General features: G+C 71.9%; 12 protein-coding genes. 8 read left to right on the top strand and 4 right to left on the bottom strand.

Features of this window, described 5'->3' with window-relative positions; all coding sequences use genetic code 11:
- Window positions 1–557: 557 nt before the first annotated feature.
- The 8 genes from AB0B41_RS26685 to fabG all read left to right on the top strand — a co-directional run bounded on the left by AB0B41_RS26685 (window position 558) and on the right by fabG (window position 9,107).
- Window positions 558–1,679: a carboxylesterase family protein gene (locus tag AB0B41_RS26685; protein WP_358208002.1), complete on the top strand. Its 1,122-nt coding sequence runs from the start codon at window positions 558–560 to the stop codon at window positions 1,677–1,679.
- Window positions 1,676–2,578 (top strand): alpha/beta hydrolase, encoded by a 903-nt coding sequence (locus AB0B41_RS26680; protein ID WP_358208000.1) that lies wholly within the window; start codon window positions 1,676–1,678, stop codon window positions 2,576–2,578. The genes AB0B41_RS26685 and AB0B41_RS26680 overlap by 4 nt, the downstream gene beginning before the upstream one ends.
- Before the next feature lie 110 nt (window positions 2,579–2,688).
- Window positions 2,689–4,503 carry an NAD(P)/FAD-dependent oxidoreductase gene (locus AB0B41_RS26675; RefSeq protein ID WP_358207998.1) on the top strand — a complete coding sequence of 605 codons (1,815 nt, stop codon included), beginning with the start codon at window positions 2,689–2,691 and terminating at the stop codon, window positions 4,501–4,503.
- Window positions 4,504–4,510: 7 nt separating this feature from the next.
- The gene (locus AB0B41_RS26670; RefSeq protein WP_358207996.1) at window positions 4,511–5,749 is read left to right on the top strand and encodes an amidohydrolase family protein; all 1,239 of its coding nucleotides are present in this window, start codon (window positions 4,511–4,513) and stop codon (window positions 5,747–5,749) included.
- The gene (locus AB0B41_RS26665) at window positions 5,746–6,150 is read left to right on the top strand and encodes a Zn-ribbon domain-containing OB-fold protein (RefSeq protein ID WP_358207995.1); all 405 of its coding nucleotides are present in this window, start codon (window positions 5,746–5,748) and stop codon (window positions 6,148–6,150) included. Before AB0B41_RS26670 ends, AB0B41_RS26665 begins: the two co-directional genes overlap by 4 nt.
- Window positions 6,147–7,271, top strand: coding sequence for a thiolase family protein (locus tag AB0B41_RS26660; RefSeq protein ID WP_358207993.1), 1,125 nt, complete (start codon window positions 6,147–6,149; stop codon window positions 7,269–7,271). Before AB0B41_RS26665 ends, AB0B41_RS26660 begins: the two co-directional genes overlap by 4 nt.
- A gap of 24 nt (window positions 7,272–7,295) precedes the next feature.
- The gene (locus AB0B41_RS26655; RefSeq protein ID WP_358207991.1) at window positions 7,296–8,306 is read left to right on the top strand and encodes an alpha/beta hydrolase fold domain-containing protein; all 1,011 of its coding nucleotides are present in this window, start codon (window positions 7,296–7,298) and stop codon (window positions 8,304–8,306) included.
- 45 nt (window positions 8,307–8,351) lie between these two features.
- Window positions 8,352–9,107, top strand: a complete 756-nt coding sequence (gene fabG / locus AB0B41_RS26650; protein ID WP_358207989.1) for a 3-oxoacyl-ACP reductase FabG — start codon at window positions 8,352–8,354, stop codon at window positions 9,105–9,107.
- Window positions 9,108–9,170: 63 nt separating this feature from the next.
- Here fabG and AB0B41_RS26645 read toward each other — a convergent pair whose 3' ends face one another.
- From AB0B41_RS26645 to AB0B41_RS26630, 4 genes are read right to left on the bottom strand one after another with little or no spacing between them, the layout of a single operon-like run.
- Window positions 9,171–10,532: a hypothetical protein gene (locus tag AB0B41_RS26645; protein ID WP_358207987.1), complete on the bottom strand. Its 1,362-nt coding sequence runs from the start codon at window positions 10,530–10,532 to the stop codon at window positions 9,171–9,173.
- Complete coding sequence (locus AB0B41_RS26640; protein ID WP_358207986.1) at window positions 10,529–11,446, bottom strand: SDR family oxidoreductase; 918 nt, start codon at window positions 11,444–11,446, stop codon at window positions 10,529–10,531. The genes AB0B41_RS26645 and AB0B41_RS26640 overlap by 4 nt, the downstream gene beginning before the upstream one ends.
- Before the next feature lie 25 nt (window positions 11,447–11,471).
- Window positions 11,472–12,386, bottom strand: a complete 915-nt coding sequence (locus AB0B41_RS26635) for an LLM class F420-dependent oxidoreductase (RefSeq protein ID WP_358207984.1) — start codon at window positions 12,384–12,386, stop codon at window positions 11,472–11,474.
- Window positions 12,387–12,408: 22 nt separating this feature from the next.
- Window positions 12,409–13,896: an MFS transporter gene (locus AB0B41_RS26630; RefSeq protein ID WP_358207982.1), complete on the bottom strand. Its 1,488-nt coding sequence runs from the start codon at window positions 13,894–13,896 to the stop codon at window positions 12,409–12,411.
- Between the last annotated feature and the right edge of the window lie 74 nt (window positions 13,897–13,970).

The following is a 13,970-nucleotide window of genomic DNA, read 5'->3' as shown; positions in this document are numbered from 1 at the left end:
CTGTGGGGGTGGTGCTGGGCTGTATGGCGGGGCGGGGGCGCGGGCTTGTTGCCAACCCCCAAACCCCCGCCGTCCGCTGTCGTCTCCGGCCCCGCCTGCTGCGTCGGCGACCAACGGCGTCGGCGAGTGGGCGGCTCCGCACGGCGATGCGACCCGCTCGGCAGTCCGATCATCATCGATGCCTCGCCCGGGCCGCGACGCTGCGTCTCCATGCCTGCCGCGCTGGTCGGTCGTCCGCGCCCTCACGCCGCTGAGGCATCCGCAGGCACTAGCTCCCGGCCGGATCGCCCCGGCATCGGACGCCGACTCCCCGCTCTCACCTGCCCGCGCGTGGCGGCGGTCTCGACAAGTGGGGGGGCACTCCTTATGCTGCCAGTCATCCGGGGGGACACCCCGCTTCTTGTGGTCGTTCGTGCTGAGGAGGCGGGACGATGCCTAGTTTCGGATCCAATGTTGACGCTGATGAATCCGATTGTTACGGTCGTGTCGTTGCTCGAGGACGTCCCCAGGGCGGGTCCGCCCCCGGCGGGTCGTTCGGCCACGGAAGGGAGGTCACCGTGTCGCACCCGACCGTGACCCTGTCCGAGGGGGTGGTTCAGGGAGGCTGGGATCGGCGGTACCCGCAGGTCCAGGTCTTCCGCGGACTTCCCTACGCCGCGCCGCCGGTGGGGTTCCTCCGCTTCGCGCCGCCGGTGCCCTGCCCGCGCTCCGACTCGTGGTCCCCGCTCGGCGGCGCGGTCCCCGACGCCTTCGGCGCGGCGTTCGAAGAGGCCTCCCGGCTCACGCTCGACGTCTGGGTCCCCGCGGGTGCACAGGATCGCCCGGTGCTGCTGTGGCTCGACGACGAGCCGGCCTCCGCCGACGGCTGGTCCCGCCGCTTCTGCGCAGGGCTGGCGGCCGAGGAGGGGATCGTCGTCGTCGCGCCATGGCATCGCACCGGTGCGCTCGGCTACCTCGACCTCACGGCGTTGCGCGAGGGGCTCGGCAACGGAAACTTCGGGCTCCTCGACCAGATGGAGGCCCTGACCTGGGTCGCGACCCACGCCAGGGCGTTCGGCGGGGATCCCATGGCCATCACGGTCTCCGGCAGGGGCGAGGGCGCGCACGCCGCCGCGCTGCTCGCGGGCCTACCTCGCACCAGCCCGCTGGTGCGTCGGCTGGTCCTTCCGATCGGTGCGCCTCCGATCAGGGTCCACACCCCGGTGGAGGCGACGCGGGTCGCCGCGGCGTTCCTCGACGTCCTCGGCGCGGATCCGGCGGGCCGCGGCGACCTGCGCGAGGTCGACGCGGCGGCGATCGCCCGGGCCGAGGCCGCGCTCGGTCGGCCGGGGGGCCGCTCCCCGTTCGGGCTCGTCGCCCATGACGACCTGCCCTTCGGCGACCTAGTCGCTCTGCTGCGCGCCGCGGTGACCCCGGTCGATGTCCTGGTTGGCAGCACCTGCGCCGAGCGCGGTGCGGGACTGACGATGTGGACGGTCCGCCGTTGCGGTGAGGACCGCGCGGCCGCGCGCGTCTCGACGGTGGTCGTCCGCACCCCGGGCGCGCCGGAAGAGGGGTACGGCGCCGCCTTCGGGGCGTTCGTGCGGACCGGTGACCCCGCGCCCGCGGGCCCGGGCGCCGAGCCGCTCGTCCGGGCCACCGCCGCGTGGGAGTCGCTGGACCTCGGCGCCGTCCGATGACACGATCGGCAGGCAGGACGAGTGCGGGGACGGTCCGCGCGAACGGTCTCGACCTCTGTTACGAGACCCTCGGCGATCCGGCCGACCCCGCCCTGTTGCTAATCATGGGGCACGGGATGCAGCTCGATGCGTGGGCCCCGGAGTTCTGCGCGCAGTTCGTCAATCGCGGCTTCTTCCTCATCCGGTTCGACAACCGGGACGTCGGGCTATCCACGAAGTTCGCCGGGGTGCCGGACATCGAGGCCGCGCGCCGCGGTGAACGGGCCGCGGCCGTCTACGGCCTGGAGGACATGGCCGCGGACGCGGTGGGCCTGCTCGACGCTCTCGGCGTCGAGCGCGCGCACGTCCTGGGTGCCTCGATGGGCGGCATGATCGCGCAGCTCCTGGCGATCCACCACCCGGGCCGTGTCGCCTCGCTCTGCTCGGTCATGTCGACCACCGGGGACCGCGAGGTCGGGCAGGCTCGACCGGAGGTCCTCGCCGCGCTGCGCTCGGGTGCTCCGCGAACCCGCGCCGAGGTCGTCGAGTCCCAGGTCGAGATGGCCAGGGTGTTGGCGGGGGGCGGCTTCCCGGTCGACGAGGAACGCGCCCGCGCGCGAGCCGCGTACGCCTACGACCGCTGCCACCACCCGGAGGGCAAGCTGCGTCAGCAGGCGGCGATCCTGGTCGCCCCGGACCGCACACCCGCGCTGCGCGAGCTGCGGCTGCCCGCCGTCGTCGTCCACGGCGCGGACGATCCGCTCGTGGGGGTCAGTGGGGGCGTCGCCACGGCCGCCGCGATACCCGGCGCCGAGCTCGTTGTGGTGCCCGGTCTCGGCCACGAGCTGCCGGCCGGGGTGTACGCGACCGTCGTCGAACACGTCGCCGCGACGGCGCGGCGGGTCCGATGGACAGCGTGATCGGGAACCGACGTGACCGATGGTTTGACAGTACGTTCGACATCTCGCGCGGCAGGGCACAGTGCGCTGCGCGAAACGGACGCCGCCCGTGCGGCGAAAGGACACTCCTCGTGACTGAGCAGTCCCGGACCGAGCCCGCCCTCGACACCGACGCCTTGCGCGAGAAGTACCGGCAGGAGCGCGAGAAGCGGCTGCGACCCGACGGGTCCGCCCAGTACCGCCAGATCACCGACGACCTCGAACGTTATCTCGTCGACCCGTACGCCGAGGTGGTCGAGCGCGCGCCGGTCTCGGACGACGTCGAAGTCGCGGTCATAGGCGGCGGGTTCGGCGGGCTCCTGGCCGGCGCCCGGTTGCGCGCCACGGGGGTCGAGAAGGTCCGACTGATCGAGCAGGGCGGGGACTTCGGCGGGACCTGGTACTGGAACCGGTATCCCGGCGCCGCCTGCGACACCGAGTCCTACATCTACCTCCCGCTGCTGGAGGAGACCGGATACATCCCGACGGAGCGCTACACCAAGGGCCCCGAGATCTACGAGCACTGTCGGCGGATCGCGCGCCACTTCGACCTCTACCGGGACGCGCTGCTCCACACCCGGGTCATCGACGTGCGGTGGGCGGAGGCGGAGCAGCGCTACACTGTCACCACGAACCGGGGCGACCGCTTCCGCGCCCGCTTCGTCGCGATGACCGCGGGATCGATGGACCTGCCGAAGCTCCCGGGGATCCCCGGAATCGAGAGCTTCACCGGGCACTCGTTCCACACCACCCGGTGGGACTACGCCTACACCGGCGGGGACGCCCGGGGGAACCTCACCGGGCTGGCGGACAAGAGGGTCGCGATCATCGGCACGGGTGCCACCGCGATTCAGGCCGTCCCACACCTCGGCGCGAGTGCCGAGCACCTCTACGTCTTCCAGCGCACCCCCTCGGCGGTCAACGTCCGGGACAACCGGCCGACCGACCCGGAGTGGGCCGCCGCGCTGAGGCCCGGCTGGCAGCACGAGCGCGTCCGCAACTTCTCCGGGTTCATCGCGGGGGAGGACGTCGGTGAGGATCTCGTGGACGACGGCTGGACCAAGATCTTCCGGAACCGGGCGCTGCACGGCGGGGTACTCGATGAGGACGTCGACTTCGAGGTCATGGAGTCGGTCCGGGCCCGGGTCGACGCGATCGTCGAGGACCCCGAGGTCGCCGAGGCGCTCAAGCCGTACTACCGGGCGCTGTGCAAGCGCCCGACCTTCCACGACGAGTACCTGCCGACCTTCAACCGGCCCAACGTCACGCTGGTGGACACGGACGGCCAGGGCGTCGAGAAGATCACTGAGACCGCGGTCGTGGCCAACGGGATCGAGTACGAGGTCGACTGCATCGTCTTCGCCAGCGGCTTCCTGGTGGGTGCCCCGTTCTCCCGTCGGCTCGGCTACGACGTCGTGGGGCGGGGCGGCATGGCGCTCAGCGCGAAGTTCTCGACGGGCATCTCGACGCTCTACGGGATGCAGACGCACGGCTTCCCCAACTTCTTCATCGTCTCCATCAACCAGGCCGGGATCTCGTCGAACCAGACCCACCTGCTGGACGTCCAGGCCCGACACATCGCGGACATCGTCACGGCGACCCGGGCCGCGGGCGCGGGGTCCGTGGACGTCGAGCAGCAGGCAGAGGACGGCTGGGTGCGGACCGTGATCGAGTCCGCCCGGCGCAACGGCGAGTTCCTCGCCACGTGCACACCCGGCTACTACAACAACGAGGGCAACCCGAACGTCGAGGCGTTCCGCCGCAACGGCCCGTTCGCGCCCGGTGTGTGGCGTTTCGAACGGATCGTCGAGCAGTGGCGTGCCGAGGGTCGCTACCGGGGCCTGCTCTTCGACGGATCGCCGCTTCCCGACGGCGCCGTCCCGTCCATAAGTACGACCCGAGGGTGAGGAACAGATGACCACGTCCGAACTTCCCAAGATCGTCTCCGTCGACGACCACCTGGTGGAACCCGCACACCTCTTCGAGCGGTGGCTGCCGAAGAAGTTCCAGTACGGGGCCCCGCGCGTCGAGCGTCGGATGGTCAGCCTGGACACTGACCTCTTCGGCTTCGAGGAGGACCCCGACGGCATGCCGAGCGACGTCTGGGTCTTCGGCAAGTCCGTCTACGTGCCGCGCCGCGCCGTCGTCGTGCTCGACGGCGTCCACACCTCCGCCGAGATGCGGGACAAGGAGCCCGTCACCTTCGAGGAGATGGACCCGGCCTGCTACGACCCGGCGGCGCGGTTGAGGGCCATGGACGAGCAGGGCGTCGAGGCGTCCATCGGCTTTCCGTCGTTCCCCCGGTTCTGCGGGCAGGCGTTCAGCGAGGAGACCGAGAACGACCGTGATCTTGGGGTGGCGCTGATCCGGGCGTACAACGACTGGCAGGTCGAGGAGTGGGCAGGCGACTCGCGTGGACGGCTGGTGCCCGCTCCGGTCGTGCCGCTGTGGGATGCGCACCTGGCGGCGGCCGAGGTGCGGCGCAACGCCGCCCGCGGGGTGCACGCGGTGGCGTTCAGCGAGATCGTCGGCCACCTGGGCTACCCGAGCATCCACGACGGCAACTGGGACCCGTTCTTCGCCGCGTGCGAGGAGACCGAGACGGTCGTGTGCATGCACATCGGCTCGTCCTCGCTGCTGATGACGCTGCCCCCGGAGGCGCCGCTGCTGCTGCTGCCCGTCCTGCAGTTCGCGAACTCCTACGCCTCCATGGCGGACTTCGTGTTCTCCGGCGTGCTCGACCGGTTCCCGAACCTCAAGCTCGCCTACTCCGAGGGCCAGGCCGGCTGGATCCCGTACGCCATGGAGCGGATGGACCACGCCTACGCCCACCACACCTGGGCGCTGGGGGACGAGAAGCTCAAGGAGAAGCCGTCGACCTACGTGCGGCGCAACATGTGGGGCTGCATCTTCGCGGACAAGCACGCCATCGCGAGCGCCGAGCACATCGGAGTCGACAACCTGATGTTCGAGGTCGACTTCCCCCACAGCGACGGTCCGTTCCCGCACACGCGCAGCCACCTCGCGGACCAGTTCGCCGGGGTCGATCCCGCCATCACCTACCGGATCGTGCGCGGCAACGCCATCCGGCTCTACCAGCTGCCCTTCGACCAGGACCTGGACGCCGACGGCCGCCCGCTGGACACGGCGTGACGCTGACGGACCGCCCGGTCCCGCACCCGTCGACGCTCACCGAGCCGTTCTGGGCGGCGTGTCGGGAGGGCCGGTTGCTCGTCCAGCGGTGCGACAAGTGCGGTGCCCACGTGTTCATCCCACAGGAGTTCTGCCGGGAGTGCCACGTGGACACCCTGACCTGGGTGGAGTCCGCGGGCGTGGGGCACATCGTGACCTACACGGTGGTCTGGCGTCCGCAGACACCGGCCTTCGAGGTGCCCTACGTCGTGGCGGTCGTCCGGCTGGACGAGGGCTACGAGATGATCACCAACATCGTCGGGGCGCCCCCGGAGGCGGTGGCCATTGACGCGCCCGTCAGGGTGCGGTTCACCCCCGTGACTGACGCGATCACCCTGCCCTGCTTCGAGCTCGCCGCATGAGCCGCCGCGAGGTCGTGGTCGTCGGCGCCCACAACACGCCGCAGGCCCGGGTGCTCGAGGGCCACAACTCGGAGTCGGTTACGCTGGCCGCAATCATCGGCGCGCTCGATGACGCCGGGCTGAGCGTGGCCGACGTCGACGGCCTGACCGTGCTGCCCGGGCTGCAGTACCGCGGCGGGGCCGACGCGTTCGGCTACAGGCTGGGCATTCCGTGGTTCTGGACCGGGGCGCAGGTGCCCGGCCCGGCCGCCGTCGCCGAGGCAGCGGCCGCGATCACCGCGGGACTCTGCGACACCGTGGTGCTGGCCGGGGGCCAGGCGGGGGTCTACACCGAGCGTGCGTCGGTGGCACCGTGGGCGCGCACGCCGAACGAGTTCATCGAGTGCTGGGGGCTCATGACCCCGGCCGAGTGGGCGATGGCGGCGCAGCAGTACCTGCACCGCTTCTCGGTGCCGCGGGAGAAGATCGCCCACATCGCGGCGGTCATCCGCAACAACGGGTCCCGCAACCCCGAGGCCGTCTATCACGGCCGGGGTCCCTACACGGCCGAGGACGTCCTCGCCTCGCGGATGATCGCCGACCCCTACCACCTGCTGGACTGCGCGACGACCAGCGAGGGCGGTTCGGCGCTGGTGCTCACCACCGTCGAGCGCTCCGCCGACCTGGACGTGCAGGCCGTGCGGGTGCTGGGCGGCGCGTGGGACAGCTGGGGGCCGACCTACACCCATCCGCCGACCTACGACCGGGTCGCGATGTGGGGTCGCAAGGCCGGGGACGCGGCGTTCGCCCAGGCCGGGATCGGCCGCGACGACGTGGACGTCTTCGAGTTCTACGACAACTTCTCGTGGGAGATCGTCCGCTACTTCGAAGCGCTGCGGTACTGCGAGGTCGGGGAGGGGCCCGACCTCGTCGCCGGGGACGCCATCGAGGCGACCGGGCGCTACCCGATCGTCACCGACGGCGGGACCATGTCGCACTCGCACACCGGGGAGTCCCAGCGGCTCCAGCGGGTGGTCCAGGCGGTGCGTCAGCTGCGCGGCGAGAGCGCGGCGAACCAGGTCGTCGGCGCCGAGGTCGCGCTGGTCGCGGTCATCGGCGAGGTGCTGTTGCTCGGGGCCTGAACGGACCCGACACGGGAGAGGGACATGACCACAGTTGACAGCGCCACGGCGAACGGCAGAGCCGGGGACCCCTCGACGGTGCACCCGCCGATCGATCCCGAGCTCGCCGCCGTCCTGGCGGTGACCCCGGACGTGCCGACCACCGTCACCCCGGCGATGCTGGGCCCCCTGCGGGAGGCCGTGGCTGCCGGGGCGGAGCCGCTCGCGGCCATCGCCGACCGGCACGGCGTCACGATCCGGACCGTGTCGGTGCCGCGTGCGGGCGCTCCGGACCTGGAGCTACTCGTGGCGCGTCCGCCGGACACCGCCCCCGCGGCACCCGTGCTCTACTGGATCCACGGCGGCGGGGTGGTGCTGGGTGACTACCGGTTCGGCGTCGACCTGCCGCTGGCCTGGGCGCGGGAGTTCGGGGTGCCGGTCGTCTCGGTCGACTACCGACTCGCCCCGGCCGATCCGGATCCCGCCGCGGTGCAGGACTGCTATGCCGGTCTGGTGTGGACCGCCGACCACGCGGCGGAGCTGGGGATCGACCCCGCCTGGATCGTGCTCGCCGGGCACAGCGCCGGGGCGGGCCTCGCCGCGGGGACCGCGTTGCTGGCGCGCGATCGCGGCGGCCCGCGGGCCGCCGGGCAGCTGTTGCTGTGTCCGATGCTCGACGACCGGGAGCTCACCCCCGCGGGCCGCCAGCTCGACGGTGTCGGGGTCTGGGACCGCACGGCCAACCGCACCGCCTGGCAGGCTCGGCTCGGAGACCGTCGTGGCGGTCCGGCGGTCGAGGTGTACTCCGCCCCGGCTCGCGCGACCGACCTGGCCGATCTGCCTCCGGCGTTCGTGGACGTCGGCTCGGTCGACACCTTCCGCGACGAGGCCGTCGGCTACGCCACCGGGATCTGGGCCGCGGGCGGCGCCGCTGAGCTGCACGTGTGGCCGGGTGCCTACCACTGCTTCGAGATTTACGCCCCCGACGCCGAGCTCTCCCTCGCCGCGGCGTCCCGCCGGACCGACTGGTTGCGCCGCGTCCTGCGGTCGACCTGAACGCCGGCAACCACAGCCGGACCCCACCCCGAAGGAGTCATCCCGATGTCGCAGTCCCGCGTCGCCGTCGTCACCGGTGCCGCCCGTGGAATCGGTGCGGCCACCGCCGCGCGGCTGGCCGCCGACGGGCTGGCCGTGGCCGTGCTGGATCTGGAGGAGGCGGCGGCGAAGGGCACCGCCGACGCCATCGTCGCCGCCGGGGGCCGGGCAGTGGCCGTCGGCGCCGACGTCGCCGACGCCGAGGCCGCCCAGGCCGCGGTGGACCGGCTCGCGAGCGAGCTCGGCGCACCGACGGTGCTGGTCAACAACGCCGGGATCACCCGGGACAACCTGCTGTTCAGAATGACCGAGGCCGATTGGGACGCGGTCATGGGCGTGCATCTGCGCGGTTCGTTCCTGATGAGCCGGGCGGCCCAGAAGCACATGGTCGACGCCGGCTGGGGCCGGATCGTGAACCTGTCGTCGACCTCGGCGCTGGGCAAGCGCGGTCAGGCCAACTACGCGGCGGCGAAGGCGGGTCTGCAGGGCTTCACCAAGTCCTTGGCCTTCGAGCTGGGACGCTTCGGGATCACGGTCAACTGCATCGCGCCCGGGTTCGTCGTCAGCGACATGACCCGGGCGACCGCCGAGCGCCTGTCGGTGCCATGGGACGACTACCTGGCCCAGCGGATCTCGGAGATCCCGGTCGGCCGGGCGGGCGAGCCGGCGGACATCGCGCACGCGGTGTCCTGCTTCGTCGACGAGCGCTCGGGCTTCGTGTCGGGTCAGGTCCTCTACGTCTCGGGCGGGCCGCGCACCTAGCCCTCCCACCCTCGGGCCCGCCCGCTCCGACCGGAGTAGGCGGGCCCGCGGTCTTCCGCCGGGTCAGATGGTGATCTCCCGGCCGCGGACGAGCGGCCGGAAGACGCTGAACGCCAACGGATACAGGTTGCAGGCGAACTCCGCTCGCCCGCGCCAGCGACAGATCCCCGGGGTCCGCTCCAGCGCGGGGAAGGACACCTCGCCGCCGACCTCGTCTGCGGGGGAGACCATGCCGATGAGGTCGAAGAACCGGGCGGAGTCGACGAGCTCGGGGAAGGCGGCCACGACCGCGCCGCCCTCCTGCAGGTTCGCGCCGACCTCGTCCGGGGCCAGGGCGGCCCGGGCTTCGTCGGGGGCGGTGGGCTCGGTGAACCGCTGGCCCCAGCGGGTGAACCAGGCAGTGTAGGGCACCTCGGGTGCGACCGAGTCCGGGCCGACGGGTACCGGCGGGGGGAAGAACGCCATGAACGCGGAGATCCGGATCCCGAGCAGCGCGTACTGCCGCTCCCAGCCGATCCGGGTCTCGACGAGGACCGGGGCGTCGAAGCGGCCGCGATAGGACGCAGGCTGAGGGCCGAACCGGGGCAGCGACGCGAGGTAGTCCTCGGCCGAGAGCCCCAGCTCGGCCGCGAACCCCGCCGCGGCGAGCCGGTCGGCCTGGCGGCGCCACTCGACGTCCGGGTCGGGGTTGGCGAGCTGGACCGGGTGCACCCCCCGCACGGGCGCCGGTGGCTCCACGACGACGGGCAGGTGCCGTTCGGCGGCCGCGACGCCGGACGTCCGCCCGCCGGTGAACGGCGAGGTGAAGTCGGGGTGCAGGTCGTACCCGGTGAGCAGGGAACCGGGGACGGATTCCTCACCGCCCAGGCCCTCCGCGATCTCGTCGCCGTCGAAGCGCGCGGCGACGATCCGTCCGGTGACCCGGATCCCGATGCGGGTCCAGGTGCGGACCTCGTCGAGGTAGCGCCCGGTAAACAGCCTGCTGTCCTGGGCGGCCACGATGTACTGGTTCATGGTCAGCAGGGCGCGCCCGTCGGCCGCGACCCGCTCGAGCAGCGCCGTCTCGTCCGTCCCGAGGTAGGGCGCGTCGATCGCCGCCTCGTAGTCGAACCAGCCGCCGCGACCGGCGACGTTCTCGACCTCGGTGTCGGGTTGAAGGCTGTAGCAGCGCATCAGGGGGAAGATCGTGCCCAGTACGTGCCGGGCCGAGCGGGTCGCGACCTCGGGCGGGAGGTAGCCGACGCGGCGGCCCGCCCGCTCCAACGCCGCTAGTTCGGCGACGGTGGAGGGACAGGCGGGCACGATGAACGTCCGCCCGGCGAGCTCACCGCGCGCGGTCCAGATCCGCTGGTGGACGCGGGTGAGGTGGGTCGGGGTGAGGTCCGCGCCGCGTGGTTCGTCCAGGAGCTCGCCGGACACGGTCACAGCGACATCCCACCGCCGACGTCGACCGTGGTGCCGACGATCGAGCTGGCCGCGTCCGAGGCCAGGAAGGCGATCATGTTGGCGACCTCCTCGGGCAGCTGGTAGCGCTGGATCGCGGTGCGGCCGTGGTCGTAGAGGACCTGCCAGGTGTCGGGCAGCAGCTCGCGGTTCGGACCCCACATGCTGCCCGCGTTGACCCCGTTGACGAAGACGCCGTGCTGGGCGACCTCCTTGCCCAGGTGCTTGGTGAACTCGGCGACGCCCGCCTTGAGGGTGCCGTAGAGCCCCAGGTCGGGCAGGACCGTGCGGCTCGCCTCCGAGCCGATGTTGACGATCCGGCCGTAGCCCTGCGGGATCATGTAGTCCAGCACCGCGCGGCAGGAGTGGATGGGCGCGGCCAGGGTCCCGGCGATCGCACTGTCGATCTGCTCCGGGGTGACGGTGGCCAGGTCGCCGACGTAGGTGGCGACCGCGCTGTTGACCAGGATGTCGATCCGGCCCAGCCGCTCGTTCGCCTCGGCGAGGATCGCCCGGATGCCGGTGGGGTCGAGGGCGTCGCCGTAGATCCCCACGGCCTGCACCCCCCAGCGGTCCGCGACGATTTTCGCGAGCTCCTCGGCCGACGGCCCGGGCTTGCGGCCCCAGGACTCCTGCAAGGCCGCGGCCTTCTCCGGCTCCTGGTCGACGATCGCGACGTCCGCGCCGAGCCCGGCGAGCCGGTGGACGATCGCTTGGCCGAGGTTGATCCCGGCGCCGCCGGTGACGACGGCCTTGCGCCCCTTCAGACTCATCACGTCCGTGACGCGCTGGTCGATCGTGTGGAGCGGGATCCGCTCCTCGTCCCACCAGATGGTGTTGTCCGAGCCCTCGGCGATGTGCTTCTCGAGCACGTCTCGCAGGAAGTCCTTCGGCATGCTGGTCGATCCCTTCTCGTGCTGGTCACAGGCCCGCGCGCGACCGGATCCGGTCGAGCGCGTCCAGGGTCTGCTCCGGGGTGGGGGCGGGGGAGGTCGCGGCGGTCGCCGAGACCGCCAGCCACTCGTCGGGCGTCACGGCGCGGCCGGGGTGGTTGTAGAGCATCACGACGAGCCGGTCGGCGCCCGCCTCGGCATAGGCCTCCCGCAGCGCCGGGTCCGCCTCGTGTGTGAGCACGGAGATCTCGATCTCCGCGGGGTCCCGGCCGATCGCCTCGCACTCGGCGGTGATGGCCTTGCGGCCCTCGGCGATCTGCTCGGGCGAGGGGAGGGTGGCCAGCCAACCGTCGCCCCAGTGGGCGACGCGCCGGTAGGTGTACGCCGTGTTCAGCCCGCCGATGATCACCGGCGGGCCCGGCCGCTGCGCGGGGAGCGGGTCGATGATGACCTCGGGGTAGTGCAGGATCTTCCCGTCGTACCCCGCCTGGCCGTCCTTCCAGAGCCTGCGACAGAAGTCAATCGTCTCCCGGGCGTAGGACCACCGCGTCGCGAAGTCCACCCCGAACAGCGCGATCTCCTCGCGCAGGTACCCGACGCCGATGCCGAGCAGCAGGCGCCCGTTCGAGAAGTTGTCCACCGTGCTCGCCGCCTTGGCGAGGTTGAGGGGATGGCGCCCGGGCACGACGCAGACGCCCGTCGCGACCTTCAGCGTGGTCGTGGCGGCGGCGAGGAAACCCATGGTGACGAACGGATCGGCCATCTCGCCGTAGAGCCTCGGGAAGTCACCGCCCGTCATGGGGAAGGGGAGGTCGGTCCGCACCGGCAGGGCCGGGTGATCGGGAAGCCAGATCGAGTCGAACCCGGCCGCCTCCACCGCCCGGCCGAGCGTCACCGGGTCGATCGTGTACCCGGTGAGGTAGAACAGCACTCCGACCTGCACGGCAGGGTCCCTTCGGGAGAGGTCAGGCCTGCGCGGGCGTGAGCGGAGCGGCCGCAAGCACCGTGGCACGCCGACCCGCGAGCAGGAAGCTCAGGGCGATGGTGGCGACGCCCAGGGCGACGATGATCAGGATGTTGGCGAGGATCGCCCCCCAGGAGGGCGCGCCCTGCTCGGTCAGCCCGGCCGAGATAATGGCGGCCGCGATCTGCCCGCCCAGCACACCACCGACGGACCGGACGACGTACACCGCGCCGCTTGCGCTGGCCACCCGCTCGGCGGGCACCACCCGGACGACCGTGTTGAGGGACTGGGTGAACCCGATGCCGAGCCCCAGTCCCATCAGGGCCGAGCACAGGTACGGCGTCCACGGCGTGCTGCCGATCGGCAGCAGGACTAGGCCCGCCGCGATGATGAACACCGCGCTGAGCATCATGTTGCCGCGCCTGCCGACGATCGGCTCCAGCCGCTGCGCGGTCGGTCCGGCGACGATCACCAGAAGTGCGTAGGGCAGCAGCACGAGCCCGGCGGTGGAGGCGTCGCCGCCCATGCCGTAGCCCAGCGCGATCGGCAGCAGCGCCACGGTCGGCAGGATCACGTACATCACGAAGTTAGTGATCGCGTGGGCGACGTTGATCCCCAGCACGCCCAGGATCTCCCGCTCGGCGAGTCCCCGCAGGTCGACCAGCGGGGAGGAGTGCCGGCGTTCGACCACGACGAACACCGCGAGCAGCGCGATGGTCAGGACGAGCAGGCCCAGCACGAGCGGCGAACCCCAGCCCAGCGTGGTGGGGAAGGTCAGGCCGAGCAGCAGCGAGACGAGGGCCGCGCCGAGGACCACCGCGCCGGCCCAGTCGACCGTGCCGCCCGTGACCGGGGGGCAGGAGGGGAGGACGCGCACGCCGACCAGCACCACGGCGGCGATGACGATCGTCGGCAACCAGTAGATGAAGGAGTAGTGCAGGTGCGTGACGATCGGGCCGACGGCGACATAGGCGACCGCGGCACCCACGCCCCCACTGACGACGAAGATCGTGTTGGCCGTGCGGGCCCGGTCGAGCGGTTGGCTGTCGCGCATGATGCCGATAGCGATCGGCACGACGGCGACGCCGACCCCTTGCAGCATCTGACCGGCGATCAGGAGGGGGGCGGTCGTGGCGACCGCGGCGGTGATCGCGCCGACCCCCGACAGCCCGAGGACGACGAGGAAGACCTTCTTCTTGTCCGCGATGTCGGCGTACCGGGTCGCCAGCGGGAGACAGACCGCGCCGACGACGAGCAGTCCGGTCAGCATCCAGGCGCTCTGGGACGCGGTGATCCCGAGCTCCTGCTGCACGAACGGCACGATCGGAGCGACCATCATCTCCATCGTCAGGTAGGCGAAGACGCCCAGGACGAGGAGGACGAGCGTGCTCAGCGAGCCGCGCGGCTCCGCGGCGACCGGCCCCGCGGGGGGGGCGGCGTGCGGATCGACCTGTGGATCGTTCGAGGGGGGGAGACCGTGTGTGGACATGCTAATCCTCTCGACGGAAGACGCCTGGCCCGAGGGGTGGGCGGGATGAGGGACGGCGTGGACCGTCCCGCGGC

The organism is Pseudonocardia sp. NPDC049154 (genome assembly GCF_040648315.1).
Classification (GTDB): Bacteria; Actinomycetota; Actinomycetes; order Mycobacteriales; family Pseudonocardiaceae; genus Pseudonocardia.
Note: the sequence above shows the minus strand (reverse complement) of the source record. Positions and strands in the feature narration are given on the sequence as shown.